Here is a 26,525-nt window from a genome sequence, read left to right on the forward strand (position 1 = left end):
CATCAAACGGTGCGCTTGCTAACAGAGTGGCGCAAACGGGCGTAAAGTTATATGATGATTGACATAAATGTAGGAGGGCAGCATGAAAGTGAGCAGGGAGCAGGCGGCGCTGAACCGCGAGCGCATCGTCGACGTGGCGGCAAGATTGTTCCGCGAAAAGGGCTATGACGGCATCGGCGTGGCCGACCTGATGAAGAACGCGGGCCTCACGCATGGCGGCTTCTACGGCCATTTCGCGTCCAAGGAAGATTTGATGATCGAGGCGTGCCAGCACGCCCTGGAGAAATCGCTGGAAGGCTGGCGGGCGAAGGTTGCCAGCGACCCGCAGCGGGCGCTGCCGGCGATTATAGACAGCTACCTGACCACCCGGCACCGCGAGCAGCCCGGCGGCGGCTGTCCGGCGGCGGCCATGGGCGTCGACGTGGCGCGCATGTCGCCCGGCGCGCGCCCCGTGTTTACGCAAGCCACGCGGCAGCAGTTCGCGCTGCTGGAAGGCTTGTTGCCCGACGGCGCGCCCGATGGCACGCCTCAGCGGCGGCGCCAGCAGGCGATCGCCACGTTTGCCGCCATGGTGGGCGCCATGGTGCTGGCCCGCTCCGTCGATGACGAAGCGCTGTCGATGGAAATCCTCGATGCCGTGAAGGCGCAATTGCTGCCAGACTGATGGCTTTCCCCCTGTCAGCCGGCCTCGTCGCATGATAGGCTTCGGTTTTCAGATTTTGGGATCGCATCATGCTGCTTTGGCTCAGGCAATACCGGCGTCCTCTGTTGGCCGGGGACATCACCGCCGGTATCGTTGTCGCCATGATGATGGTGCCGCAAGGCATGGCTTACGCGCTGGTAGCCGGCTTGCCGCCCGTGGTCGGCATCTACGCCAGCATCTTGCCGCCCGTGCTGTATGCCTTGTTCGGCAGCAGCATGACGCAATCGGTGGGCCCGATGGCCATCGTTTCCCTGATGACGGCCGCGGCCCTGGCGCCGCTGGCCGACCCCGGCTCCTCCCTGTATATCGTGCTGGCCGCCCAGCTGGCCTTCATCAGCGGCCTCGTCCTGCTGCTGTGCGGCGTGCTGCGCCTCGGTTTCATGGCCAGCTTTTTGTCGCGCCCCGTGATCAGCGGTTTCAGCAATGGCGCCGCCATCCTGATCATCTGGGGCCAGATTACGCCCCTGCTGGGCGCAATGCTTCCCCACTGGCACGCGCCCAGCCTCGTGCTGGGGCTGTCCGGCCTGCTGTTCCTGTGGCTGGCCAAGCGCTACGCATCGCGCCTGCTGCAGCGCTGCGGGCTGAACAAGGTGGCCGCCGATGTGGGCGCGCGCCTGGCGCCGATGGCGCTGGTGCTGGCCGGCATCGCGCTCGTCGCCTATGGCGGCCTGGCAGCGATGGGCGTGCAGACGACGGGTCACGTGCCCAGCGGCTTGCCGGGGCTGAACCTGGCCACCTCGGGCGCCCATTGGCGCACCCTGCTGTCGCCGGCCCTGCTGATCGCCTTCATCATCTTTCTGATGAGCATGTCCGCCGCCCAGACCCTGGCGCAAAAGCGCGGTGAAAAGCTGCATACGAACCGCGAACTGCTGGGCCTGGGCGCTGCCAACGTGGCCAGCGCGCTGTCGGGCGGCTTTCCCGTCACCGGTTCCATTTCCCGCTCGGCCGTCAATTTCCAGGCGGGCGCCAACACGCCCCTGGCCAGCATCATCACGGCGGGCCTGCTGGCGCTGGCGCTGGTGGCGCCCACGGGCTGGCTGGCCCTGCTGCCGCTGCCCGTGCTGGCCGCCACCATCATCTTTGCCGTCAGCAGCCTGCTGGACTGGGATACCCTGAAACTGTCGTGGCGCTACGACCGCAGCGATGCGCTGGCCCTGCTGGCGACGACGGCCGGCGTGCTGGTGCTGGGCGTGGAAGCGGGCGTGGTGATCGGCGTGCTGCTGTCGATGGGCACCCTGATCTGGCGCGCCAGCCGTCCCCATATCGCCGTGCTGGGGCGTATTCCGAACAGCGAGCACTTCCGCAACGTGGAGCGCTACGAGGCGCAAACCCTGCCCGACGTCTTGCTGCTGCGCATAGATGCGGGCCTGTTCTTCGGCAATGTGGAAGCCGTCACGGAGCGCGTGGAAGACGAGTTGCGGGGACATCCGACGGCGCGCCACCTGGTGCTGGTGCTGTCGGCCGTCAACCAGATCGACAGCACGGCCTTGCTGGGTTTGATCGAGCTCAACAGCGCACTGGCCAAGCGCGGCATCAGCCTGAACCTGGCCGAGGTGAAGGGGCCCGTGATGGACCGCCTGCGCCAGAGCAGCCTGCTGCAAGACCTGAGCGGCAAGCTGTACCTGAGCACGGCGCTGGCGATGAACGATTTGAGCGGGAGCAAAACATGACGATGGAATTGAACCTGCATGGCGAAGCACGCGCCGTCGACGATATCCTTGCGCTGGAACAGGCGCTGACCGACGCGCGCGCCCTGGCGCAGTGCGAACTGTGGATGACCATGGCGACCGATGCGGAGCAGGGCCCGGCCCTGTGCATGCTGCGCAATGGCGGCAACGCCTGGCTGATGTATCTGTCGGGGCAGGACGACCTGAGTTTTCACTCGCTGGGCGACGAGGAGGCGGACGGCGTTTGCAGCTACCTGCTGGCGAATGGCCAGGTGGACGAATATCCGGAAGCGTGGTGCGTGGACGTGGAACACTGCCAGCATGCCTTTGCCGATTTTTTCAGGACGGGCGGCGCGCGGCCGGCCGCCATCGCCTGGGAGGCGGATTGATATGGCGCACACCATCATCGCCGAGATCGACAGGGACTTGCTGGCCGCGCTCGATGCCCGGGCAGGCTTATTGACGCTGCGCGCCATCCTGCTGCGCTACAAGGCCAGCGGCGTGACGGCGGCGCAAGTGGCCGGCTTGCTGCAGGAATTGCGCGCGTCTGCGCAGGACGGCGCGCAGGATGAGGCGCGGGAAGACATGATACTGGATGCCCTCGACCTGGTGACGGGCTGGTGCACGCCGCAGCTGCGGGTATGGGACGAGGCAGGGGGAAACCGTGCACCCTGAAAAGTTCAAGCAGGTGGCGGGCCTGCCGTCCGCCGAACGCCATGGCTATTTCGTGCGCAAGGTGGCCGATACGCAAGAAGTATGGGGTTTGCACCATGACGGCTGGGCCACGGCGCAAGCCCATGGCAAGGTGGCGATACCGTTCTGGCCGGAAGCGGCGTTCGCGCAAGCGTGCGCCGGCGGCGAGTGGGAACATTTCCAGCCCCGCGCCATCGCGCTCGACGATCTTTTGGCCAAATGGCTGCCCGGCATGGCGGGCAACGGCCAACTGGCGTCCGTGTTCCCCGTGCCGCAAGGACCGGGTGCCATCGCGGCGCCGGCTGATCTATTGATGGATTTGCAACGTGAGGCAGAACAATATGAATGAAGACAAGGATCGCCTCGATGCCTGGTACGACGGCTCGGCCATCTGCCTGATCGCCGTCGGCGCGCACGGCGATCCGCTGGACCTGGGCGACGACGAAGTGCGCGCCCTGATCGCGAAGCTGCAGCAATGCCTGGCAGAGTCCGAGGCCAGCGCTGCTGCGGCAGAAGACTGAAGGTTCAGGCCGCCGCCAGCGCCTTTTCCATCGCCACGCTGGCCAGGCTGATGCCGCTCGGATGCGCATACGCTTCCGCGCGCAAGGCAACAAAACCGGCGGCCCGGTAAAACGGTTCCGCATTGAGCGAGGCGGACAGGTGCAGGCGCACGATGCCGCGCCCGCGCGCCAGCTGCTCCAGCGCCGCCAGCAGGCGCTTGCCGATACCCAGGCCCGCGTATGCGGGATCGACGAATACGGCATCGACTTCCTGCTTGTCCGCATCGAGCATGGCATAGCCGGCGATGGCCCCGTCCTGCATCGCCACGATGCCGCCACCGGCAGCCAGCATGGCGCCATACGATGCCGGCACGGGCGAGGCCGTCCACGCGTCGATCTGTTCCGGCGCATAGTGCGTGGCGCAACTGACGCGCACGGCTACCGTGCGCAGGGCCCACAGGGCGTCGATGTCGGAGGGCAGGGCGGGGCGCAGGGTGATGGGCATGGGGGTTTTCCGGGAAAAAGGAGCATGCTAGCGCAATGGCTTGCACGGCGCCAGCATGAGTTTGTCAATTGTCACTGCGCCGGCTTGTCCGGATCGAAGTAATACGAACCCGGCGGCGCACCCGGCACCTTCACCCGAAACTTCAGGCCGGACAGCAGCTTGTCCCACAAGGCGATGGCCTCTTCGTCGGTCAGCGACGCGGCTTCGGCTGCGCCGACCATGTTGTGGGCGACCTTCGTGTACATGGATGCTTCCAATACCGCTGGATAAGCGATATCGCGCGGCGTACCGACCAGTGTCCATTCAAAATCATGCACGCCATCGGTACGCCGTATCAGCGATTCCTCGCCATGCCAGTGCTGCACGTCACGTTTGCCCTCGCGTAGCAGAGTACGAGCGGGATAATTCTTGCCTTGCTGGTCTTTTGCTTCCTGGATGCGAGCAAGTAATGATAATTTCCCGCGTACTTTTGCATCATATTCGGCAGGAGGATAGTCACCGTAGGCATTTTTATTTGATGTGATGGAAAAAGTCACGTCTGGAAAGCTGGGGAAATACAGGCCTGCATCTGCCATTTCCTGACTATCATATTTGTTATCGGTCATGAAACCATTTTTGACGCAATAGCCAGGTTCCTTGGGAACTTCATTTTCATCGCGCAGACGTAAGTTATTAGCGCGGACCATTTGATTTTCTATGGAATCTGCTATTGTTTCACCTTTTCGTGTTGATCCGTCAAGAATGAATATATGGTTTCCTTTTGTGATGTAGGTTTTGAAGATTAAACGCCCGCCTTCTTTGGAGAATTCTCCATCATAGTATTGAAGTTGCCAGCTATTTTCTATTGGACCTTTTCCATTGTATGTAATTTCAGAGGTTGGGTCATCTTTTTTTATTTTTTCAATTTCTTCTGCTATGCGTTCGTTTTTTTCTGTTATTCCGCCTGGTATGGTCTTGATTTCCGAAAGAATTGTTGTCCCTCCTGATATGAGTTGTGCTTCTTGCGGAACCTCTAGGGCATAGCGCCCGAAGCATACTATTTTTGTTTTTAAGAATAGTGTCTCCAGGCGTTTGCTGATTTTGAAATTTTCAGGCATTGTGATCTCCTTGGCTGAATTTTTTTTCGCGTAGGCGGATAGGAATACCATCGCAATAACCGTAATCGTGAGGAAAATTGTTTTCTCTATCTTATTGTTCATGGCTTACTCCCATTTTGCCGTCTTGGCAATTTGTACGATGGAATACAGCATGGATGCCATTACATTTGTATCGGCGTAGCTGTTCTGGTGTTCATAACCGTTCGCTTCCGCCGTGCCATGTACGAAAAGTGTGCCTGTGATATGCTGGGCAGAACGGTCTGACGGCACCGTTCCATCACCGCGTGCATTAGCTGCTTGTAGCCTTAACTTTAAGAATTTACCTCCGGCCTGGACCAGGAGTTGTCCCTTTGCATCATCTTCAAGTAACTTCCATTTTTCAGGTAACGGCTCGAATTTATTCCACGGATCATTTGAGCCACTATGAAGACCTTCAATTAATTTAAATACGACGTCGCCGTAACTTAAAAAATTTCGGGAAGCGCAATAGCTTGCATAAGTCTTTGGGTGGAATTTTTTTTCTATGGACGATAGAAATTTTGAAGCGGATGTTATTCTCTCCATTGTTCTTTCTATACCCCCACCTTTTTCATAAGGAAGGTCTGCGGGGTTTACCCATTTTGGATTGATTAGCCTCCACCACGCATTGGCGGGTTGAAGGTAAATGCTTTCCAGTGCAGTGGCCTTATCGCGAGGCCAGCTCCATAAAACTTTATCCTGTGCATCTACAATTTTCACCCAATTCTGGCCATATGCCGCACCTGGCAACATTTCCAGTGGCGCCGGTGCGTTAGCCAGAATGGCGGTAGCATGTACACCATTGATTCCTAGAATGCTGGCCTCTATTTCGGCAATGGAACCTTCTCTTTCCTGAAAACCAAAACGCATGCGTTTATACGCTCCTGCGGCGCCAATGGTCGGCATCACGTTGTGATAAATGCCCAGAATTTTCACATCTTTATCGTCTAACATATTTCCATAGCTGGGGTGTATCAATGCACGGGCCAGCAAGCCCCCCATGCTATGTGTGACGATGATGACTTCGTTACATTTGAATCCGCGTTGCTGGTAGCCTTTGACAAGGCCGCGTAGTCGCTCTGCAATAGTGACGGCGGATACCCCATTGCTCTTGATAAAGTTATAACCCATCGCGTGCACGGGATACCAGCAAGGAGAAATTTTCTTTAAATCGCTGACGGTAATGGCTTTCCCAGATGACGCGCCAAAATTTTCTGGATCTTGCAAAAGCAGTGCGCCAAGGCCACTTGTTTGACGCCAGACAGGATGTGGCTTACCGTCGGAAATCATGTTATTGAGATGCAATTCGGCAGCCCGCAACATTGTTCCGTACGCACCAGCAAATAACACTTCACTCCATCCGCGCCAACGGGCTATTTGCGCTGGGCTTTGATACGAGCAGGCTTTGCCTTGATTCGGGCGTGATGTTGTCGCTATCCTGTTCGTTCCCATCAGAGGAGGAATGGGGGTAAAGCTGTCAGGCACATTTTGATGCCGCGCATCTGCGGCTTTGGTTTCCGCACCATCTGGATCGAAGCGGCTATTGCTCTCGGTATAGTGGTAATACTCGACTTCGGTTTCTGTGGGATCGAACACCAATTGACGCTGCCGTGGCGATGCATCTTTGAACCAGCCACCCAAGCCGTTGCCTGTGAGGACCGCCGTCTTGCCTCCCGCACCCATCATATCGTCTGGCCGCCAAGCCCGATTGTCTGGACGGCGCAATTCTTCTTGCCGAACCTTGCTCATCCTTAGATTGCTGCCCATCACGCCTGGCAGAAAAATGACAGGAATGACTTTGCCTGGCGGCACGGTGACGTCATGCCGAGCAGTATCTTTTGTTTCCGTCATCGAAACAGCGAGTTCCGCCCACCCTCCCACGCCTTGGCTAAACTTTGCAGGATGATTGCCGCGCTTATTCAAGTCGTCACATTTGCTCATGGCAGTTCTCCTTTATAGCGAATGATGTAGCTGGCGATGCTGGCAAACGTGCTGTCGCCGCTGGCGAGTGAAATATGCTTGCCGGTGCTGAGCGCCACATGCTCGCTGGCGGCCCAGTGGATGGACTGGGCCGTGCTCAGTTCGATGCCTGCCGGGCTGGCCAGCAGCAAATGTGGTTCGGACAGCTCCGGGAAATCGCCTGCGGCGGAGCCTTGTTGTCCGGTGCTATCCTGAGCGCCAGCATCACTTGGCCTCGAGAGTGATATATGCGTCGTCGGAAAGAAATTTGGCCTCTGAAGGAAAACTGGTTTCAGCAGATGCGGCTCTTGTGCGGCAAAGTCGGAAGGTCGGGTGGTACACAAGGTGAGCATGAAGGCTTCCCGGACAAAAGTACGATGACTGCATTCGGCTAGTTATGCTGATGCCACGCTTACCTGGCCGTCACTGCGCCGGCTTGTCCGGATCGATGTAGTACGAGCCCGGCGGCGCGCCCGGCACTTTCACCCGGAACTTCAGGCCGGACAGCAGCTTGTCCCACAATGCGATCGCCTCCTCGTCCGTCAGCGACGCGGCTTCGGCGGCGCCGACGGTGTTGTGGGCAACCTTCGTGTACATGTGCACCTCCAGCACAGATGGATTCGCGACATCGCGCGGTTTGCCGACCAGGGCCCATTCAAAATCGTGCACGCCATCTGTTCGTCGTATCAGCGATTCCTCCCCCTGCCAGTGCTGGACGTTGCGTTTGCCCTCGCGTAGCAGGGTTCGCTTGGGATAGCGATTGCCTTGTCTTTTCTTGGCCATATCAATACGGCCCAAGAGGGATAGTTCAATGTGCATTTTTTCATACAATTCACTCGAATAATCCATATATGCATTTTTATTCGAGCTTACTGAAAATGTGACGTCAGGAAAACTGGGGAAATACAGCCCCGCACTAACTATTTCCTGTTCCTCATAGCTATTTCCCTTAATGAATCCGTAAGGAATGCAATTTCCCGGTTCGGTCGGTATGTCAGATTCTTCGCGTAATCGAAAATTATTTGCACGAACTATTTGTTTGGCAGCGACATCCATTCTTGTTTTTCCTTCAGGAGTAGTGTCTCCTATGGTAAATGTGATATTTCCTTTTGTAATGTACGTATTGAAATATACATTGCCTTCATCTTTGGTATATTTGTCAGGAAAATATTGAATCTGCCAAATGTCTTCGACTGGGGATTTTCCATTGTAGATAATTTCCGAAGTGGGGTTGTTGAATTTTATTCGTTCAATATCTTCTAGAGCTTGTTTGTCGCGTCCTGCCAATCCATCGGTTCTTATTTCAATCGTTGATGGTAGTGATGTTTCCCCAAAAATCAATTCTGTCTCTTGCGGTATACGCAGGGTGTAGCGCCCAAAACATGCCAATTTCGTTTTTAGAAAGAGCACTTCAAGACGTTTAGTAAGAGCGATATTTTCTGACACGGCATTCTCCTCGATCGAACTTAGCGCTTTGAAAGGTTGGAACAATCCAAACATTGCAATAGTGGTGAAAAGAATTTTTTTTTGACTAAACATGATCAAGTCCACTTTGCTGTTTTGCGATTTGTATAATGGAATATAGCATTGATGCAAGTACATTTGGATTCGAATAGCTATCTTGGTGCCCGTAATCAGTTCCATCTTTCACCCCATGAATAAATAACCGTTCTTTTTTAAAGCACTTTTCTAAATTTTTTGAGGGTACTGTTTCATCGCCAGCGGCACTGGCTGGCATTAGCCGCAATCGTAGTTTTTGAGGGCCAGCTTGAACAATAAGCTCATTTTTGGCGTTGTCTCCGTGCAGAGACCATTTTTCAGGAGAGAGTGACTTGGGTCTTTCTTTGGCATTTGGTAGCCCGCTGTTAAGCCCATCGATTACTTTGAATGCGACGTTGCCATAACTCAAACGCTTCGGTGATGCGCAGTAGCTTGCATAAGTAAGGGAGTGGAACGTATCTTTTATTGATTCTAAAAATTCAAACGCGTTTTTTAGTCTGCGATTAACGTTCATCAAACCACCACCATTTTTTTCTTCTATTTTTGCCGGATTTATCCATTCTGGATTTATTAGCCGCCACCACGCATTCGGTGGCTGCAAGTAAATAGCATCCAATGCTGTAGCACCCTCGCGCGGCCAGCTCCACAGTTCTTTGTCTTGCTGATCTACCACCCTGAGCCATTTTTCACCGTAGACGACGCCAGGCATCATCTCCAGCGGTGCCGGAGCATTCGCCAGAATGGCGGTCGCATGGATGCCATTGATGCCAAGTACCTCTGCTTCGTATTCACCCGCAGTAGTGTCTTTTTCCTGAAAACCGAAGCGCATGCGTTTATATGCTCCGGCGGCGCCGATGGCTGGCATAACACTGTGATAAATGCCAAGTATGGTCAGGTCCTTATCGTTGACTATTTTTCCATAGTCAGGGTGTATCAAGGCGCGGGCCAGCAAGCCACCCATGCTGTGCGTGACCAGAATGACTTCATGACATTTGAATCCTCGCTCGCGATAACCTTTGACCAGGCCTCTTATGCGTTTGGTAATTGTCACGGCAGTGACGCCATTGCTCTGCACAAAGTTGTAGCCCATCGCGTGAACTGGATACCAGCATGCCGCGATTTTTTTCAAGTCTTCTTCCGTTATGGGATTGCTTGATACGCCACCAAACGTGGAAGGATCTTTCATCACCGACGCACCCAAGCCACTTGTCCCGCGCCAGACTGGATGCAGCTTCCCGCCTAACACTATATTGTTCATGTGCTTTTCAGTGTGTTGGAGCATGGAGCCATAAGCTCCATCAAATAGCACTTCGCTCCAGCCGCGCCATCGCGCTACCTGCGCTGGAGTTGCGAACGCTTGCGGTTTCCCTTGAACAGGACGACTGCCGGGGTTGATTCTGTTCGAGCCCATCAGGGGAGGGATGGGTGTCAGACTGTCAGGAACATTCTGATGTCGCATATCGGAAGCCATTGTTTCTGGTCCCTCCGCGTCAAATCGCCCATTGTTTTCTGTGTAATGGTAGTATTCGACTTCTGTTTCATTGGGATCAAACACCAATTGACGTTGTTGAGGCGTAGCCTCTCTGAACCATCCGCCCAAACCAGTTCCGGCGGCAACATCTGCCATTCCTCCCACCCCCATCAAGTCGTCCGGTCGCCATGCTCGATTGTCGGGGCGCTCCAACCGTTTTTGCCGCGCCTTGGACATACGTAAGTTGCTGCCCATGACACCCGGCAGAAAAATGATCGGTATCACTTTGCCGGGTGGCTTGGCGACTTCATGGCGTGCCGTGTCGCTGGTTCTGGTCATCTGTACTGCATACTCCGCCCATCCGCCCACACCTTGTGTAAATTGACTTGGATGATTACCTCGTTTGTTCAACTCATCGTTGTCGCTCATGGCAGTTCTCCCTTATAGCGAATGATGTAGCTGTCCATGCCCGTGGATTTTTGTAGTTGCGTGGAACCGTCTTCCGCGCTTTTGCCGGGCATGTTGCCGTCATCGCGCAGGATTTCAAAAGCAAGGCCAACGGCCGGTGTATCGTCGGCATTCACCAGCAACACTTCCTGGTCAAAACTGCTGTGTGGTCGTTCATTAAATTCCTGCGACACGCTCTTCGGCGCCAGGGTTTCCAGGTTGCCATTGAAGAGCACGGGCGAGGAGGTGAAGAACTGCACCTTGTCGCTGATTTCCAGCATGTGGCTGGCGCCGTGCAGGCGCACGCCTTTCTTGCCCTTGATGTTGACCCAGTCCGCTTCGCTGATCAGCGACAGCACTTTTTGGGCGAGGATTTCCACCTCGTCATTCTGGGCCTCGATGGCTACCTTGCCGCTGGCGGCGATCAGTTTCATGCCGGCCTTGTGCACGAACAGGCTGAAGGTTTTGGCGATGCTGGCAAACATGCTGTCGCCGCTGGCGAGTGAAATATGCTTGCTGCTGCTGAGCGCCACGTGCTCGCTGGCGGCCAGGTGGATGGACTGGGCCGTGCTCAGTTCGACGCCTGCCGGGCTGGCCAGCACCAGATGTGCTTCGGACAGTTCCGGGAAATCGCCGCCGCTGCCCTTGATGGCGGCGTTTTGCCGCTGGATGGCGTCTGCCACGGCGCCCTGTTGTGCGGTACTGTCCTGCGCGCCTGCGTCGACGGCCATGCCGGCCAGTCCCTCATGCAGTTGGCGTGCCTGCGCCAGGCGGGACTGCGTTTCGTCGAGCTGTTTGACCGATCCAGTTCCTGCCGGTGCTTCGGTGGTGATCAGCATGCCTTTGGCAGCGCGCAGGGCGCCCCAGGCATTGCTGGCCAATTCAAAACCCGCGCCGCGCGCTTCCTTGCGGCCGGCGTTGTCGTCGATGCGGGTGATGTTGCCCAATGACAGCCGGCTGTCCTGGTACTCGCTGCGCAGCTGTGCCTGGATCGCGCCCTTGGTGTCGTCGAGTACCAGGTGGTTGGCGCTGCGGGCGCCCAGTTCGCGGCTGCGCAAGCCGGACAGGGCGCGCTGCTGCGGCAATTGCCACGGCGGCGGATTGGCGCTGTTGTAGACGACGCCGATGACGATGGGGTGGTCGATATTACCGTCCTGAAATTGCACGACGACTTCCTGGCCCACGCGTGGCAAGGCGATCTGTCCCATTTGCGCTCCCGCCATCGGCATCATGACGCGTATCCATGGCGAGCTGCGTTCATCGAATTCCCCCAGGCGGTCCCAGTGAAATTGCAGGCGGATGCGTCCCAGTGCATCCGTATGGATGTCTTCCCCGGCCGGCCCGACCACCAGCGCCGTCTGCACGCCGGCAACCACGCACGGTGTGCTGTTGTAGCCGCGGCCCGGGCGCCAGCGGATGTCCCGCCGCACGCACACGAGCGTGTTCGCATAGTCAGATGGCGCGCTGGGGCCCGCCTGATAATTGTTGCTGGCGATATGCACCACTGACAGGATCAGGTACTCGCGTTCGGCAATACTGTCCGGGCGCTCCTGGCCAGGCTGATAGCGTTTTTCCTCGGCGCTGAAATGTCCATCGAGCCGGAAGCAAAGGCCGGGCTGTGCGCCACGGTGATTGCCTGCCGCCTCGAAATACTGGCGCAGATGGTCGCTTTCTTCCATGCGGCGCTGTGCCAGAGACTCCCCGTCATCGACATTCCTGTAGCCATAGGCACCCGTGTTTTCATACAATTCGTGCGCAAAGACATCGCCCTGGCGATTCAGGGAGTAGCCGCTGGCAAGGCGTGGTTGCGGATTCTTATAGTCGAAACTGGCCAAGGTCAGCTGCCCGGAGCCGATCCGGCGCATGGCTTGCCATTGTTGCAGGCCATCGTCTTCCATGGAGCCCGACGCGGAGTGGAAGCGCATGGCGCCGTCGCCGGATGCCGTGGCGATCATGTCCGCCAGGGTGCTATTGTCTGCGAGCCACAAGGTGTGGCCATCGGCACGGTGTTCGTACCAGTAATGCCAACCGAGGGCTTCCCAGCGCCGGTGCAGGTGGTTGTAGTCGGTTTCATTGTGCTGGTTGGCGCAAGTGATCTGCGGATCGTCGCCATGGATGCTGGTTTTCCAGTCGCGCTGCCCGTAGTGCGCAAACGTTGTTTCGGTCAGCTGCATCACGCTTTGGCCATGAAAGGAGACGTTGTCCTGGCGCAGCCGGGCAAAGGCCAGCCACGGTTGCAGCACCATGCGGTACCAGGCGAAGCCGCCGTCTGCGCGCAGCAGGCAAAATTCGCCCACATAGCCGTTAAAGTGGCGCAGCGTGCCATCGTCGCGCACCATGGAAATGCTCACCATGCGGCCCATCATGGCCTTGAGCGCGATGTGCGCGTCGTCCGACAGCAGCTCGGCTTCGAAACGGAAGTCGCGCGATACTTCTTCCCTGGCGGTCAGCGAATTGACCAGCAGTATGGCGCCATCCGGTCCATCGTCATGGGGGAAATCGATCTTCAGCAGGCGCCGCTCTTGCGCGGCGAGGTCGAAGGCCGATAGCGCCGCCTGGATGCTTGCATGCATGGCCTGCCTCCCTTATAGCGATGTGATCAGGCGGGCGCCGCAGGCGGTGGCATCGCCGTCATAGGCGTACGGTTTGCCCATGTGTTTTGCGCCGGCGCCGTCCGGCGTGATGGGAAAGCTGCCCTTGCACTTCGGGCAAAAAGTCATGTCATCGGCCAGCGCCGCCGTCTTCCCCATCACGGTGCTGCCGGACGATGCGCTGGTGACCTTGCCGCCGTGATCGGTTGCGTCTCCGAGCCGGATGACGCCGCGTCCCGCATGTTTCATGCTTGCCTCGCTTTTCCAGGGATGAATTGTTCAATCCAGCTGCAGTAAATAGCGCACCTCGGCGCCGCGTACCTTGCCTTGTGCCGTCTGCAAGAACGTCGTCCAGCCCAGGCGCCGCCTGTCTGAAGGCTTGGAACTCAGGAGCAGGGGCTTGATGCATGGCGGACTCAGTATCAGCCGCACTTCGTATTGCAAATCCGGTACGCCAAACAGCGCCAGCATCTTCGCCAGTGCCGCCGCACCTGCGCTGCGCGGCAGGAAGCGTTGCAGGCCCGCCGGATCCAGCGGACCGATATGCAGGCAGACGCGCATGTCCTGGCGCCACAGCCGCAGGCCGAGCGTTGCGCCGCGCGCCAGGGTGAAGTTGATACTGCCCAGCAGGCTGCGCCGGTTTTTTTCCAGATAGTCCCAGCCCCCGACAAATTGTTGCAGGGCGACGGGTACGCCGCAGTATTCCGCCAGCGCGGGGGCAATCGCTTGCGCGGAGACGGGGCGGCAGCGCAGCAGACCCGCGTACCAGGCCGCGACGTCCTGTGTCACGACATCAGGTTCAGCGCTCGACGGCAGAGCATCGCGCTGCACGCCGGCCAGTGCCGACAACAACAGTAGTTGCTCGTCCTTTGCCTGGGTCTGGAGCATGGATTCCAGCCGATACTTTTCACACGCCGCGTAATACAGCGTGAGCATGCGGTGCGAAAAGATATCGAGGAAGGCCGAGACGCCGGCGTCCTTGCTCGACAAGCGGTAGGCGGCGATCCGTTCCGAGTGGTGCAAGGGCAAAGTGCCGCCGACGCCCAGAAACCGCATGAAAGCCGGTATCAGGATCAGTTGTTCATTCTCGTCGAGCGAGAGCTGCTCGATTTCACTGGCCGGAAAACTCAAGGACAGGCTGTTCTTGAAGCGCAGCACCTGGCCGAAGGCTTGCGCATGGGACACATTCTGCCGGCGTAGCCAGCACAGCAGAATACGCACCGCCTGCACGAACTGATAGCGGTAAGGTTCGGCGAGCAAGTGTTGGACTACACCAGATTCTGCAGTCCGCTTCTTGGTTTGCATCGGATCAGCTCCTCTCCGCTTTGCAGTGACAGCACCACCAGTTCGATGAAACTGTTGATTTGCACATACAGCCCAAGGAAGTGATCGATCACCTGCACAAACAGGTGCATGCCGCTGCCGATAAAGGCTTCCTCGTCCAGCGTGATGCGTACCTCCACGCCATGCGCCAGCGAGGTGCCGCGCCGGTGCCGCAGCCATGTCGTGGTCGGCGAGTGAGCCAGCGCGGCGATACCGCCGATCTGGCGTTGCGAGGTCGCCGATCGGGACAGGTCGTACAGCGTCAGCATTTCGCGCAGCGCCGGCAGGCCCTCCTGGACCAGCGCGTGATGATTCAGCGTCAGGTGCGAAATCAGGCGCCAGTGCAGGCCCGCGCCCGGTGAGAAGCGGCGCGGCTGGCTGGGGCGTCGCAGCATGTGCAGTGCCGGGCCGCCAGCGCATGGCTGCAGGTCTCCTTGCGGCTGGCCGTATTTGAGCGCAAGGGGAAGATCGCGGTTGCTGCATGTCAGCGACAGCGACAGGCTGGCCTTTTCATGGATCAGGGGATTGAAGTCGCTGTCGACCAGCGTGATTTTCTTTTCGTGACCCGGACTGTTGATGGCCAGCGCCGTATCGTGGCGCAAGACCCAGTAATGACCTTGTTGAGACGCACCCTCCCCATGGCGCAGGCTGTACAGGGGGCGAAATTCCGTCAGCGTGCTTTCGCCGCCGCGTTGGCGCAGCAAACGCACCGCATCGACAGTGACGACTTCGTAGCCATGCGCATGGGTGGCATGGGCCAGCACGGAGTAGTCGGTTTTCTGCCGGGTGACGGAAATCGGCACGCCTTCCTGGCGGAAGAGATTGACTGCGGGACTGCAGCCCAGCTTCAGGTTTTCGCTGGAAATGCTGGACAACATGCGCGCCGTGGCGGAATCGGAGCGCAAGCCGGCCATGCACAGATGCAGGGTAAGGCGCTGGCTGCCAGGCGGCAGGGCGGCGCCCAGCGCCGCGGTATCGATGTCAAAGAAATTGAATTTTTCCGGATAGGCAAAATACTCGCTCAGGATGCGGTAGGCCGGCTGCGAGCGAGCACCGAAAGGTATCAAGGCATCCGTGTCGGCGAAGCCGACGGGCGTCAAGGGCACGGCGGGCAAGGCCATCCATTGCACCGCGTCGGTCGACACAAATGCGCAGACGGTATGCATGAACAGGGCATCGCGCAATGCAGCGGAAAAAGAAGCTTCGCCATCGATGAAAACGCGCAGCGATGCGGGCGCCGCACCGGGATGCAGGATGCCGATGTTCAGCGAGCAACTGGCCGATGCCGGCAGGCGCACGCCCGGCGGCGCCTTGATCATCGCATCGAAAACGGCGCTGTCCAGTAGCGATGCGCCGGTCGTCATGTCGTAGACCGTCTTGAAGCGGCAGCGCACGCCACGTACAGGCGTTGCATCCATTTCACTGCCGGCCGGCAAGTGCAATACGCCCGCACCAGCCGCCGGGGCGGGCTGGCATACGATGCTGCAGGAGGGAAAGGGGCGCAGATAATGCGGGAACAGGGCTTCGAACAGGGCTTCCGTAAATTGCGGATAGTCGTCATCGAGCCGTTTTGAGATACGTGCCGCCAGCATGGCCACCGATTCGATCAAATGTTCCACGTGGGGGTCTTCGCACGACTCGCCGGACATGTGCAATTTACCGGCGATTCTCGGATAGCGTTCGGAGAACTCACGGCAATGCCGCCGCAGCATCACCAGCTCGCGTTCGAAATACGGCAGCAAGTCCTCCATCTCTCTTCCTGTGTCCTGGCGGTGGAATGGCCAGTATCCGAGCCTTTGCTCAAGGGTAAATTGCGTTTGCGCAAATAATTGAACAAGGTTGCTGCGCAACATCAATGACCTCCACGCTGGCAATATCAGACTGGCAAGGCAGAAAGATTCCAACGCTCAATAGGGAGAACGCCATGACATTGCCATCCAAATTGCTCTGGTCCGAAGGCCTGGCCATCGGTCCCCAGCAATTCCAGCAGCTGGACCGCTACCATGAAGCGCGCCTGCAGCGTCTGGCTTCATTGATCAATCCACATTTATGGGGCGTGCATGGCGTCAGCTGGAATATGGATGCGCTGGCCAACAATAGCCTGCGGGCGGACGCCATGTCGCTCGTCTTTCAGGATGGCGAACTGTTTGAGGCGCCGCTTGGCGACGTATTGCCCAGTGCGGTTGACCTGTCCAGGCTGCCAGCCAGCGAACATAGTTTTACCTTTTATGCCGCGCTGCCCGCACTGCAGGCACATGGCGGCAATGTGAGCTCCGCAGGCGCGCGCTATGCACAGGCGGATATCGAAACCCCGGACCTGTACAGCGAGGCGGTCAGCATAGACGTCGCCTACCTGAAGAAACGCGTGTATCTGCTGTCGCAACTGGAGCCCCTGAATGATTACCTTGCCATCCCTGTGATCCGTTTGTACCGCGCTGGCAATGGCAGCTTTGAAATCGATGCCGCCTTCATGCCGCCTGGCCTGACCATCAGTGCCGATTCCTCGCTGCAGAAACTGCTCGATTCCCTGATCGAGCGCATGGGCGCGAAGATTGAGGCGCTGTACAGCCGCCACCGTCAGCCTGGTAACAATACGGTGGAATTTCATGGCGGGGATGTTTCCTCGTTCTGGATGCTCCATACCTTGAGCACGGCCAGCGCCATGCTCAGTCATTGCGCCAGTTACCGGCGCCACCATCCCGTGTATTTGTTTGAAAAATTGATGGCATTGGCCGGTGGCTTGATGACGTTTTCGAAAAAATACACACTGAGCGACTTGCCCGCTTATTCTCACGATGACGCGGCGCCCGGTTTCGGCAAGCTCGATGGCATCATTCGCGACCTGATCGATACTGTTCTCCTGTCGCGTTACTTCCCGATTCCACTGTCCAACGACGCGCAACAAAACACCCATTATCATGGCTTGCTCGATGCTGCGCGCATCGACCGTCAGACCGAACTCTGTCTTGCGGTAAACGCCGATATGCCGGCGCTGGAACTGGTCGCCACGGTGCCGTTGCAGTTCAAGATTTCATCTCCGGACAATATCGAACTATTGCTGGGCCGCGCGCTGCCGGGGGCCGAGTTGCGCCATCTGGCACAGGTTCCCGCCGAAGTGCCGGTGCGGCCAAACACGTATTACTTTTCCATCGATAACAAGGGCGGTATTTATGACGGCATGATCAAGGCCCAGGCGATTGCGATTTATGTGCCGTCTGGCATAAAAGGGTTGAAGCTGGAATTGTTCGGTATCAGCGGCACCGCCGCGTAACGATGGCTGGCGTAGCGAGCGCGTGTATTGTCAAATGATTGCCCTAAGCAATAGACTTGCCCCGGCAGTTGACGTTATCATGTTTTTGTAAGTGTCGGTGGCTGAATGGTCGGCGCATAGTTGAAACATGGTGACAGGCGAGGGTGAGCATGGGCATGGCGAATGATGCGTGAAGCGCCGGGCGGCGGGATGGGTGGGACAGCGGCGCGCCGCTGCGGCCGCGCATTGCTGCTGGCGCTCTGTGTCGCCGCGGCCCCTGCCGCCGTGCCGGCCGCCGCGCCGGCGCACCAGGGGCAGCGCGTGCTGTTCCTCAACGCCTACGATTACGGCCGCGCCGGCGTGGAATCGTACACGCGCACCTATGTGGCCGCCATGGCCGCTGCGGGCCTGGCCAGCGAAGACATCATGGTCGAGCACCTGAACTTGAATACCCAGGGTGACCCGGCGCTGCGCAACGAGATGCGCGATTTGTTGCTTTTAAGATACACCCAGATGATGGGGCGCAAGGCGGACCTGATCATCGCCATGCAGCAGCCGGCGCTCGATTTCTTGCTGTCGGACCTGGCGCCGCTGGCGCGCGGCGTGCCCGTGCTGGCGATTAACACCTCGGGCAAGGCCTTGCCGGCCGGCAGCCCGGCGTCCATCTGGCAGCAAAAGGCGAACGTCGATTTTCCCGGCACCCTGGCGCAAGCGATGGCGCTGTTCCCGGAGACCAAAAGCATCGTCATGGCCGTCGGCACCAGCGAGGCCGACCAGGCCTTGAAGCGCAGCATGCAGCAGGCGGCGCTGGCCTGGCGGGGCAAGGTGGCCATGCGGTATCTCGACAACCTGTCCCTCGAGCAGATGCGCGCGGCGGTGGCGCACCTGCCCGCCAATACGCTGCTGGTGGCGGGCAACGTCAACCGCGATGTGGATGGCAACATCGCCACGCCCGTGCAGTTTTCCGTGCAGCTGGCGCGGCTGGCCAATGTGCCCGCCTTCGGCATGTATAACGCGACGGTCGGCAAGGGCATCCTGGGCGGCTCCATCCTGCACATCGAGCGGGCCGCGCAGCAGGTGGCGCAGATGTCGCTGGCCGTGTTGGACGGCAAGGCGCCTGCCGCGCCGGGTGCCTTGCTGCCGCCGGTCCGCCCCGTGCCCATGTACGACTGGGAGCAGCTGCAGCGCTGGGATGCCGACATCAGCCAGCTGCCGCCGCACACCCTGTTCTTCAACCGTCCGCCGCAGCTGTGGCACGAACACCGCGCCGCCGTGCTGCTGGTGGGCGCCATCTTCATCGTCATGGCCGGCTTGCTGAGCGCCCTGCTGCTGCAGCGGCGGCGTTTGCGCCATGCCGAGCGCGAAGCGCGCGAAAGCGAACAGCGCTTCCGCATCCTCGTCGAGCATGCGCCCGAGGCCATCGTCGTGTACGACCTGGACCAGGACCGCTTCATCGACGCCAACAGCAGCGCGCAGCGCATGCTGGGCATGTCGCGCGAAGCGCTGCTGGCGCGCGGGCCGTTCGACCTGTACAGCACGGAGCAGCCAGACGGCCTGCCTTTGGGCCTGATGGTGGAAGAGCATCTGCGCCGCGCCATGCTGGGCGAACCCATCATGGTCGAGCGCCATGTGCGGCGCGCCGACGGCAGCATTTTCCCCTGCGAGGTGCGGCTGGTGCGCTTGCCGATGGAAGGGCGGCGCCTGGTGCGCAGCGGCATCGTCGACATTTCCGAGCGCAAGCAAAGCGAGCAGGAGCTGCTCGGCTACCGCGACCACCTGGAAGAGCTGGTGCAGCAGCGCACGGCGGCCCTGTCCGTGGCCGTCACCGAGGCCGAATCGGCGAACCGCGCGAAAAGCGTTTTTCTCGCCAACATGAGCCATGAATTGCGCACGCCCTTGAATTCCGTGATCGGCTTTTCGCAGATGATGGCCGATTCGAGCAGCATGTTCGAGGAAGAAAAACACAACCTGGCCATCATCAACCGCGCGGGCCACCACTTGCTGACCTTGATCAACGATATCCTGGAATTGTCGAAAATCGAGGCGGGCCGCATGCAGCTGCAGGCGGGGCCGGTGGACTTGAACGGCTTGCTCGACGAGGTGCTCGAGATGGTGCGCATGCGCTCGAGCGACCAGGGCATCGCGCTGCGGCTCGAGCGTGCCGGCGTGCCGCCGCTGGTGCGCCTCGACGGCGCCAAGCTGCGCCAGGTGCTGCTCAATTTGCTGTCGAACGCGCTCAAGTTCATCGAGCAGGGCAGCGTGACCCTGTCGCTGGCCTGCCAGGCGGGCGACGACGGGCAAGTGGCGCTGGCGTTTGCCGTGCGCGATACGGGCAGCGGCATCGCGGAAGAAGACCTGGAACGCATCTTTGAACCGTTCGTGCAGGCCGACAGCGCCGTGGCGCAGGCCGGCACGGGACTGGGGCTGACGATTTCGCGCGAATTCGTGCGCCTGATGGGCGGCGAGCTGCGCGTCGAATCGACCCTGGGCGCCGGTTCCCGCTTCAGCTTCGTGCTGCGCGCACCGCTGCTGCGGCAGCCGGCCATCGCGGCGCTGGCGCCGGGCCGCGTGGCGCGCCTGCCGCCGGCCCAGCGCGGGCGCATGGTGCTGCTGGTCGACGATGACGACAACTGCCGCAAGCTGCTGGCCGGCTTGCTGGCGCCGCTGGGCTTCCAGCTGCACGAGGCAGCGGGCGGCGTGCAGGCGCAAGCCATGCTGGCGGCGCAGCGCTACGACATGGTGCTCAGCGACTGGCGCATGCCGGACCTGGACGGCCTGGCGCTGACGCGCTGGCTGCGCGCGCAGCCGGCGCTGGTGCAGCCGCGCCTGGTGATCATGACCGCCTCCGCCTTCGAGGAAGAAAAGCAGGAGGCGCTGGCCGCCGGCGCCGACGGCTTCCTGCGCAAGCCGATCGAGCAGGAACACCTGTTCGCCATGCTGGAGCAGCAGCTGGGCCTGCGCTTCCAGCGCACGGCCGCCCCGGCGCCGCGCGTGCCGGCCGCCGCCTTCGACCTGCAGCAGGCGCTGGGCCAGCTGGGCGCGGCCGAGCGGCAGGCGCTGCTCGAATCCGTGCAGGCCCTCGATTTGCGGCGCAGCGCCATCGTGCTGGCCGGCGTGGCGACCAGCCTGCCGCAGCTGACCGCGCACATCGCCGCCATGCTGGAACAGCACCAGTACCAGCCGCTGTGCGCCTTGCTGGCGCAGCCGGCCAGCGAGCCGCAGGGCGAAGACGCATGACTTTGCACGCATCCAGGGGCGCGCGCCTGGGCGGCGTGTCCATCGTGCTGGCCGTCAGCGTGGCGCTGACCTTTGTCGTCACCGCGCTGCTGCTGGTGTTTGCCGTGCTGTTTTACCAGTCAGAACGCGAGCAGCGCTGGCAGCAGCTGGAGCGCAGCCTGTCGGTCAGCGCGGACCAGCTGGCCGTGGCCATCGAACTGCCATTGTGGAATCTCGATGAAAAGCAGATGCAGGCCATCATGCGCAGCATGCTGGGCAAGCGCGACCTGGTGGCCAGTTCCCTCACGCCGGGCATCGGCAAGGAAGCGCTGGTCCTGCGCCGCACTGCGTCCGGCGCCATCGGCAGCTTTTCCTCGCTGTCCGCGGAAGCCGGCTGGCTGGTGCAGCGGCGCCCCGTGACGATGGGCGGACAGGTCATCGGCAGCGTTGCCGTGTATGCGACGCCGGCCCTGCTGCACGCGCAACTGCGCCAGCGCGCGCTGGGCATCGGCGCCATGATCGTGGCGCTCGACGTGATCCTGGTGGCCAGCATCTGGCTGCTCATGTGGTGTCTGATGCTCAAGCCTCTGAAGGCGATCGGCCAGTATGCCGCCGGCATCCAGGCAGGGCAGGGCGAAGCGTCCGGCACGCCGCCGAAAGCGTGGTTCCTGGGCGAGCTGCGCACCTTGTACCGCTCCATCCGCGACATGGTGGCGCTGCTCGACAGCCGCTACCGCGCCTTGCAGCGCAGCGAGGAGCGCGTGCAGATGGCCACGGGCGCGGCCAGCATCGGCATCTGGGACTGGAACGTCAGCAGCGATGCCTTGCAGTGGGATGAGCAGATGTATGCGCAGTTCAAGGCCGACGCGGAAAGCGGCATGGCGCCGGCGGCGATCTGGCGCAGGGCGCTGATGCCGGACGACGTGCCGGCCGCCAAGGCGGCCCTGCGCGCCGCGCTGGGCGCCGGCCAGGCGTTCACGCACGAATACCGCATCCTGTGGCCCGATGGCGCCATCCGCTACATCAAGGCCGACGCCGTGATTTTCCGCGACGGGCAGGGCCGGCCCATGCGTCTGGTGGGCTCGAACTACGACATCACGGCGCACCGCGAGGCCGAACTGGAACTGCTGCGCCACCGCCACCACCTGGAAGAACTGGTGGCCGAGCGCACGAGCGCCCTGTCGGTGGCCGTCAGCCAGGCGCAGGCGGCGAACCGCGCCAAGAGCACCTTCCTGGCCAACATGAGCCATGAATTGCGCACGCCCTTGAATTCCGTGATCGGCTTTTCGCGCCTGATGGCCGCCTCGCCGAACATGCAGGACGATGAAAAGCGCAACCTGGCCATCATCCACCGCTCGGGCAACCATTTGCTCACCCTGATCAATGAAATCCTCGAACTGTCGAAGGGCGAGGCGGGCCGCCTGCAGGCGCAGACGGCCGTGGCGGCGCTGGCGCCGCTGCTGCAGGAAGTGATGGACATGCTGGGCATGCGCGCCGAGCAGCAGGGGCTGGCGCTGCGCCTCGATTGCGCGGACCTGCCCGCGGCCGTGCTGCTCGACGCGACGCGCCTGCGCCAGGTGCTGCTGAACCTGATGTCGAACGCCGTCAAGTTCGCCGGCGGCGGCGAGGTGACCTTGCGCGTGCGCGGCGAGCGGCGCGGCGGCGATGAATGGATGCTGTCGTTCGCCGTCAGCGACACGGGCATCGGCATCGCCCCGGAGGACCAGCAGCGCATCTTCGAGCCCTTCGTGCAGGCCGACAGCGCGGGACCGAAGGATGGCACGGGCCTGGGCCTGGCCATCTCGCGCGAATTCGTGCAGCTGATGAAAGGGGAACTGACGGTGGAATCCATGCCGGGGCAGGGCGCCACCTTCCGTTTCAGCATTCCCGCGCAGGCGGCCGAGGCGCCCGTGCAGGCGCCCGTGCCGCTGCCCGCAATGCCGGCGCACGAGGCGCCGCCGGCACTGCGGGCGCAGGACTTGCAGCTGCTGGCCGGCGAGGAGCGCGCCGCCTTGCTGGTGGCGCTGCGCGAATTGAACCTGGCCAGGGTGGCCCTGCTGCTGGGCGCCTTGCCGCCGGCGGCGGCGCCCGTGCTGGCGCCGCTGCAGGCCATGCTCGACCAGCATCGGTACCGCCAGCTGTGCGACTTGCTGGAGAATGAGGAGGCGCTGGCGCACACGTGAAAGTGTGGGCTGACAACATCGGTTTCGCTGAAAAGACGGACTAAGTAGGGCCGATGGATGGTGCTAAATTGCAATAAAGATTATGATGATAGTACGTAGTTCATCGCAAAGAAATGTCTTGTCCAGCGCGGCAACGGACCGCCGCGCCTCATCCAAAGCTGAGAGAACTGCTACATGCACCGCGATTTTTCGGAAGTGAACTCGAAGGGCGAAGTACTGATCGTTGAAGATACGCCGGCTTCGCTGAAGCTGTTGAGCGATTTGCTGGGCGGCGCCGGCTATGCGGTGCGCCAGGCGCCGAACGGCGAACTGGCCCTGTGGACGGCCCAGGCGCGCCCGCCGGAGCTGATCCTGCTCGACGTGCGCATGCCGGGCCTCGACGGCTTTGAAGTGTGCCGCCGCCTGAAGGAAATTCCATCGCTGAGCCAGGTGCCGGTGATCTTCCTGTCGGCGCAATACGATACGGACGACAAGGTGCGCGGCTTTGCGCTGGGTGCCGTCGATTTCATCGCCAAGCCCTTCCAGGCCGAGGAAATCCTGGCCCGCACCGATGCCCACGTGCGTCTGGCGCGGGCGCAGCTGCAGCTGGCGCAGGAGCGCGCCAACCTGGAGCGGCGCGTGGCCGAGCGCACGGCCGAACTGGAGCAGGTGGCCAGCACCCTGGCGCGCGAAGTGCAGATCCGCCGCGCCAACGAAGAATTGCTGCGCCTGTCGGGCCAGGTCTTCGAAGCGACCCAGGACGCCATCCTGATCACCGACCCGGCCGGCGTCATCGTCACCGCCAATCCCGCCTTTACCCGCATCACCGGCTACGCGGCGCAGGAAGTGGTGGGCACGGACATCATGCGCCTGCACGCCGAATACACGGGCGAAGCGGTGCTGCTGGCCCTGCGCCAGGGCTTGCGCAGCAGCGGCTGCTGGTCGGGCGAGGTGCAGACGCGGCGCAAGAGCGGCGACACCTATCCCTGCCTGCTCAGCGCCTCCACCGTGCATGGCCCGGACGGCGCCGTCGTCAACTACATCGGCGTGTTCCTCGACATCAGCGAGCGCAAGGCCGAGCAGCATCTGATCGATTTCCTCTCCTACCACGACGCGTTGACGGGTTTGCCGAACCGCGTGCTGCTGCGCGAGCGTTTCGAACAGGCGCGCGCGAACGCCCTGCGCGACGGCCAGCAGGTGGTGCTGATGTGCCTGGACCTGGACCGCTTCAAGAACATCAACGATTCGCACGGCCAGGCTGTGGGCGACAAGGCCTTGCAGGTGGTGGCGCGTTTCCTGTCCGGCTGCGTGCGCGAGGGCGACACGGTGGTGCGCCAGGGGGGCGACGAATTCCAGATCCTGCTGCAGGACGATGCCCTGCTGGGCCGCACGCTGGCGCTGGCGCAAACCATCCTGGCCGGCCTGCGCGAAGAACTCAGCGTCGACGGCGAGCGCCTGGCGCTGACCACCAGCATCGGCATCGCCATGTGCCCGGCCGACGGCGACAGCCTCGACGACGTGCTGCGCCACGCCGACACGGCCCTGGTGCGCGCCAAGGAAATGGGGCGCGACCATTACGCCTTCTTTACGGAGCGCATGGGCAGCGATATCCGCGCCCGCCTGGCCATGCAGCAGCAGCTGCGCGGCGCCATCGGCCGCGATGAATTCGAAGTGCATTACCAGCCGCAGATGTGCTTGCGCACGGGCGCCATGCTGGGCGCGGAAGCGTTGTTGCGCTGGAATAACCCTGTGCTGGGCAAGGTGCCGCCCGGCCTGTTCATCGCGCTGGCCGAGGAGTATGGTTCCATCACGGCCATCGGCGAGTGGGTGCTCGAAAGCGTCTGCGCGCAGATCCGCGTGTGGCACGATGCGGGCCTGGGCAGCATCAAGGTGGCCGTCAACCTGTCCGGCAAGCAGTTCGCGCAGGACCGCACGGTGCCTTTCGTCGAGGCGACCTTGCGCAAATACGGCATCGCGCCCGCCTGCCTGGGGATCGAGATCACGGAAAGCACGGTGATGGGCGACCCGGACAAGGCCGTGGCGGCCCTGACGCGCCTGAAGGATATCGGCGTGGGCATTTCGCTCGACGACTTCGGCACCGGCTATTCCAGCCTCGGCTACCTGAAGCGCTTCCCCATCGACGTGCTGAAGATCGACAAATCCTTCGTCGACGACGTCACCACCAGCAGCAGCGACGCGGCCATCGCCCGCTCCGTCATCTCGCTGGCGCACAACCTCGACATGCGCGTCATCGCCGAGGGCGTGGAGACGCGCGAGCAGGTCGACTTCTTGACGGAACACGGCTGCGATGAAATGCAGGGCTATTATTTCAGCCGTCCCCTGGGCGCCGCGTCGTTTACGGCCTTGCTGCGCGAACGGCGCACCCTGGCCATGGCCCAGGCCTAAGCGCCGCGGTGCGGCCGATGCACCATGCCGGTGCGTCCGCTGCAGCGCGGTGCGTGATTCTCACTTTTCCTTCCCCTGACGCTGGCACATATCCTGCTTAGGTAATCGCTTATTTACGCGATTGCCCCGCATGCCAGACAGCAGCCATCCAGTCATGCCTACACCAGCCAGCGCGCACGGCGCCTGGCAGGCGCATCTGCGCCTGGGCTTTGCGCTGCACGATGGCGTCAGCCGCCTCGTCGAGCGCACGCACAGCGGCCCCCTGCGCGTGCAAAAGCCCCTGTACCCGGAAGGCGATGGCGTCTGCCACGCCATCATCATCCATCCGCCCGGCGGCGTGGTGGGCGGCGACCAGCTGGCCGTCGACGTCACGGCGGGCGAGGGCGCGCACGCCTTGCTCACGTCGCCGGGCGCCGCCAAATGGTACCGCGCGAATGGCCACGTCTCGGGCCAGCACATCGTGCTGCGCGCGGGCCGCGGCGCCGCCATCGAGTGGCTGCCGCAGGAAAGCATTTTCTTCGACCAGGCCTGCGTGCGCCAGCTCCATGAAGTGGAGCTGGCGCCGGACGCCGGCTACATCGGCTGCGACATCGTCTGCCTGGGCCGCAGCGCCGCGGGGGAAATTTTTAACACGGGCAGCATCAGCCAGCAGGTGCGGATCCGCCGCGGCGGCAAGCTGCTGTGGTGGGAGCAGGGCGTGCTGGCCGCCCGCGGCGCGCTGATGGCCAGCCCCCTCGGCCTGGGCGGACACACGGTATGCGCCACCCTGATCGCCGTCGGCACGCCCGTTTCTTCCGCCGTACTGGCGGCCGTGCGCGGGATCGCCGTGCCGGAAGGCGCCGCATTTGGCGCCACGCAGATGAAATCGCTGGTGGCGGTGCGCCTGCTGTGTGGCGACAGCGAGGCGGCGCGCCGCATCATGCTGGCCGCCTGGCAGTTGCTGCGCCCCGCCATGCTGGGGCGCGACGCCGTCGTGCCCCGCATCTGGAACACTTGAACAGGAAAGAAGCACAAGGA

At 61.2% G+C, this 26,525-nt stretch carries 21 protein-coding genes; 11 read left to right on the forward strand and 10 right to left on the reverse strand.

Going from position 1 to position 26,525, the window contains the following annotated elements; translation table 11 throughout:
* The first annotated feature begins 82 nt into the window (after window positions 1–82).
* The 6 genes from AC0V2Y_RS04200 (at window position 83) to AC0V2Y_RS04225 (ending at window position 3,584) form a co-directional block, all read left to right on the forward strand.
* Window positions 83–664 carry a TetR/AcrR family transcriptional regulator gene (locus tag AC0V2Y_RS04200; protein WP_475413996.1) on the forward strand — a complete coding sequence of 194 codons (582 nt, stop codon included), beginning with the start codon at window positions 83–85 and terminating at the stop codon, window positions 662–664.
* 68 nt (window positions 665–732) lie between these two features.
* Window positions 733–2,373 (forward strand): SulP family inorganic anion transporter, encoded by a 1,641-nt coding sequence (locus tag AC0V2Y_RS04205; protein ID WP_475413995.1) that lies wholly within the window; start codon window positions 733–735, stop codon window positions 2,371–2,373.
* Window positions 2,370–2,759 carry an Imm1 family immunity protein gene (locus AC0V2Y_RS04210; protein WP_475413994.1) on the forward strand — a complete coding sequence of 130 codons (390 nt, stop codon included), beginning with the start codon at window positions 2,370–2,372 and terminating at the stop codon, window positions 2,757–2,759. The genes AC0V2Y_RS04205 and AC0V2Y_RS04210 overlap by 4 nt, the downstream gene beginning before the upstream one ends.
* 1 nt (window position 2,760) lies before the next feature.
* Window positions 2,761–3,045, forward strand: a complete 285-nt coding sequence (locus AC0V2Y_RS04215; protein WP_475413993.1) for a hypothetical protein — start codon at window positions 2,761–2,763, stop codon at window positions 3,043–3,045.
* The gene (locus AC0V2Y_RS04220) at window positions 3,035–3,412 is read left to right on the forward strand and encodes a DUF2750 domain-containing protein (RefSeq protein WP_475413992.1); all 378 of its coding nucleotides are present in this window, start codon (window positions 3,035–3,037) and stop codon (window positions 3,410–3,412) included. Before AC0V2Y_RS04215 ends, AC0V2Y_RS04220 begins: the two co-directional genes overlap by 11 nt.
* Window positions 3,405–3,584, forward strand: coding sequence for a hypothetical protein (locus AC0V2Y_RS04225; protein WP_475413991.1), 180 nt, complete (start codon window positions 3,405–3,407; stop codon window positions 3,582–3,584). Before AC0V2Y_RS04220 ends, AC0V2Y_RS04225 begins: the two co-directional genes overlap by 8 nt.
* 4 nt (window positions 3,585–3,588) lie before the next feature.
* On the opposite strand, the gene AC0V2Y_RS04230 is transcribed toward AC0V2Y_RS04225, so the two are convergent.
* From AC0V2Y_RS04230 to tssF, 10 genes are all read right to left on the reverse strand, one after another.
* A complete protein-coding gene (locus AC0V2Y_RS04230) occupies window positions 3,589–4,068 on the reverse strand; it encodes a GNAT family N-acetyltransferase (protein WP_475413990.1) in 480 nt (159 codons plus the stop codon).
* A 71-nt stretch (window positions 4,069–4,139) separates the two neighbouring features.
* A complete protein-coding gene (locus tag AC0V2Y_RS04235; protein ID WP_475413989.1) occupies window positions 4,140–5,267 on the reverse strand; it encodes a T6SS immunity protein Tli4 family protein in 1,128 nt (375 codons plus the stop codon).
* A 3-nt stretch (window positions 5,268–5,270) separates the two neighbouring features.
* Window positions 5,271–7,124 (reverse strand): esterase/lipase family protein, encoded by a 1,854-nt coding sequence (locus AC0V2Y_RS04240; RefSeq protein ID WP_475413988.1) that lies wholly within the window; start codon window positions 7,122–7,124, stop codon window positions 5,271–5,273.
* Window positions 7,121–7,495 carry a DUF2345 domain-containing protein gene (locus tag AC0V2Y_RS04245; RefSeq protein WP_475413987.1) on the reverse strand — a complete coding sequence of 125 codons (375 nt, stop codon included), beginning with the start codon at window positions 7,493–7,495 and terminating at the stop codon, window positions 7,121–7,123. Before AC0V2Y_RS04245 ends, AC0V2Y_RS04240 begins: the two co-directional genes overlap by 4 nt.
* A 70-nt stretch (window positions 7,496–7,565) precedes the next feature.
* Window positions 7,566–8,681 carry a T6SS immunity protein Tli4 family protein gene (locus tag AC0V2Y_RS04250; RefSeq protein ID WP_475413986.1) on the reverse strand — a complete coding sequence of 372 codons (1,116 nt, stop codon included), beginning with the start codon at window positions 8,679–8,681 and terminating at the stop codon, window positions 7,566–7,568.
* Entirely contained in the window at window positions 8,674–10,542 is a 1,869-nt protein-coding gene (locus tag AC0V2Y_RS04255) for a lipase family protein (RefSeq protein ID WP_475413985.1), read from the reverse strand. The genes AC0V2Y_RS04250 and AC0V2Y_RS04255 overlap by 8 nt, the downstream gene beginning before the upstream one ends.
* A complete protein-coding gene (locus AC0V2Y_RS04260; RefSeq protein WP_475413984.1) occupies window positions 10,539–13,133 on the reverse strand; it encodes a type VI secretion system Vgr family protein in 2,595 nt (864 codons plus the stop codon). The genes AC0V2Y_RS04255 and AC0V2Y_RS04260 overlap by 4 nt, the downstream gene beginning before the upstream one ends.
* Before the next feature lie 12 nt (window positions 13,134–13,145).
* Window positions 13,146–13,400 carry a PAAR domain-containing protein gene (locus AC0V2Y_RS04265; RefSeq protein ID WP_070219429.1) on the reverse strand — a complete coding sequence of 85 codons (255 nt, stop codon included), beginning with the start codon at window positions 13,398–13,400 and terminating at the stop codon, window positions 13,146–13,148.
* Between the two features lie 30 nt (window positions 13,401–13,430).
* A complete protein-coding gene (tssG, locus tag AC0V2Y_RS04270; RefSeq protein WP_475413983.1) occupies window positions 13,431–14,456 on the reverse strand; it encodes a type VI secretion system baseplate subunit TssG in 1,026 nt (341 codons plus the stop codon).
* Window positions 14,420–16,225, reverse strand: coding sequence for a type VI secretion system baseplate subunit TssF (gene tssF / locus AC0V2Y_RS04275; RefSeq protein WP_475413982.1), 1,806 nt, complete (start codon window positions 16,223–16,225; stop codon window positions 14,420–14,422). The genes tssG and tssF overlap by 37 nt, the downstream gene beginning before the upstream one ends.
* Before the next feature lie 173 nt (window positions 16,226–16,398).
* Between tssF and tssK the strand changes: the two genes are divergently transcribed.
* From tssK to AC0V2Y_RS04300, 5 genes are all read left to right on the forward strand, one after another.
* Window positions 16,399–17,745: a type VI secretion system baseplate subunit TssK gene (tssK, locus tag AC0V2Y_RS04280; RefSeq protein WP_475413981.1), complete on the forward strand. Its 1,347-nt coding sequence runs from the start codon at window positions 16,399–16,401 to the stop codon at window positions 17,743–17,745.
* Between the two features lie 162 nt (window positions 17,746–17,907).
* Window positions 17,908–20,961 carry an ATP-binding protein gene (locus AC0V2Y_RS04285; protein ID WP_475413980.1) on the forward strand — a complete coding sequence of 1,018 codons (3,054 nt, stop codon included), beginning with the start codon at window positions 17,908–17,910 and terminating at the stop codon, window positions 20,959–20,961.
* Window positions 20,958–23,123 (forward strand): sensor histidine kinase, encoded by a 2,166-nt coding sequence (locus AC0V2Y_RS04290; protein WP_475413979.1) that lies wholly within the window; start codon window positions 20,958–20,960, stop codon window positions 23,121–23,123. Before AC0V2Y_RS04285 ends, AC0V2Y_RS04290 begins: the two co-directional genes overlap by 4 nt.
* Window positions 23,124–23,297: 174 nt before the next feature.
* On the forward strand, window positions 23,298–25,508 hold the full coding sequence (locus AC0V2Y_RS04295) for an EAL domain-containing response regulator (RefSeq protein WP_475413978.1): 2,211 nt from the start codon (window positions 23,298–23,300) through the stop codon (window positions 25,506–25,508).
* A gap of 154 nt (window positions 25,509–25,662) precedes the next feature.
* Window positions 25,663–26,505, forward strand: coding sequence for an urease accessory protein UreD (locus AC0V2Y_RS04300; protein ID WP_475413977.1), 843 nt, complete (start codon window positions 25,663–25,665; stop codon window positions 26,503–26,505).
* Window positions 26,506–26,525: the final 20 nt, after the last annotated feature.

Source organism: Janthinobacterium sp. BHSEK (assembly GCF_056174685.1).

Coding starts and splice junctions, on each gene's coding strand:
- AC0V2Y_RS04200 (WP_475413996.1), top strand. CDS start 83: ATGAAAGTGAGCAGGGAGCAGGCGGCGCTGAACCGCGAGCGCATCGTC.
- AC0V2Y_RS04205 (WP_475413995.1), top strand. CDS start 733: ATGCTGCTTTGGCTCAGGCAATACCGGCGTCCTCTGTTGGCCGGGGAC.
- AC0V2Y_RS04210 (WP_475413994.1), top strand. CDS start 2,370: ATGACGATGGAATTGAACCTGCATGGCGAAGCACGCGCCGTCGACGAT.
- AC0V2Y_RS04215 (WP_475413993.1), top strand. CDS start 2,761: ATGGCGCACACCATCATCGCCGAGATCGACAGGGACTTGCTGGCCGCG.
- AC0V2Y_RS04225 (WP_475413991.1), top strand. CDS start 3,405: ATGAATGAAGACAAGGATCGCCTCGATGCCTGGTACGACGGCTCGGCC.
- AC0V2Y_RS04230 (WP_475413990.1), bottom strand. CDS start 4,068: ATGCCCATCACCCTGCGCCCCGCCCTGCCCTCCGACATCGACGCCCTG.
- AC0V2Y_RS04235 (WP_475413989.1), bottom strand. CDS start 5,267: ATGAACAATAAGATAGAGAAAACAATTTTCCTCACGATTACGGTTATT.
- AC0V2Y_RS04240 (WP_475413988.1), bottom strand. CDS start 7,124: ATGAGCAAATGTGACGACTTGAATAAGCGCGGCAATCATCCTGCAAAG.
- AC0V2Y_RS04245 (WP_475413987.1), bottom strand. CDS start 7,495: ATGCTCACCTTGTGTACCACCCGACCTTCCGACTTTGCCGCACAAGAG.
- AC0V2Y_RS04250 (WP_475413986.1), bottom strand. CDS start 8,681: ATGTTTAGTCAAAAAAAAATTCTTTTCACCACTATTGCAATGTTTGGA.
- AC0V2Y_RS04255 (WP_475413985.1), bottom strand. CDS start 10,542: ATGAGCGACAACGATGAGTTGAACAAACGAGGTAATCATCCAAGTCAA.
- AC0V2Y_RS04260 (WP_475413984.1), bottom strand. CDS start 13,133: ATGCATGCAAGCATCCAGGCGGCGCTATCGGCCTTCGACCTCGCCGCG.
- AC0V2Y_RS04265 (WP_070219429.1), bottom strand. CDS start 13,400: ATGAAACATGCGGGACGCGGCGTCATCCGGCTCGGAGACGCAACCGAT.
- tssG (WP_475413983.1), bottom strand. CDS start 14,456: ATGCAAACCAAGAAGCGGACTGCAGAATCTGGTGTAGTCCAACACTTG.
- tssF (WP_475413982.1), bottom strand. CDS start 16,225: ATGGAGGACTTGCTGCCGTATTTCGAACGCGAGCTGGTGATGCTGCGG.
- tssK (WP_475413981.1), top strand. CDS start 16,399: ATGACATTGCCATCCAAATTGCTCTGGTCCGAAGGCCTGGCCATCGGT.
- AC0V2Y_RS04285 (WP_475413980.1), top strand. CDS start 17,908: ATGATGCGTGAAGCGCCGGGCGGCGGGATGGGTGGGACAGCGGCGCGC.
- AC0V2Y_RS04290 (WP_475413979.1), top strand. CDS start 20,958: ATGACTTTGCACGCATCCAGGGGCGCGCGCCTGGGCGGCGTGTCCATC.
- AC0V2Y_RS04295 (WP_475413978.1), top strand. CDS start 23,298: ATGCACCGCGATTTTTCGGAAGTGAACTCGAAGGGCGAAGTACTGATC.
- AC0V2Y_RS04300 (WP_475413977.1), top strand. CDS start 25,663: ATGCCTACACCAGCCAGCGCGCACGGCGCCTGGCAGGCGCATCTGCGC.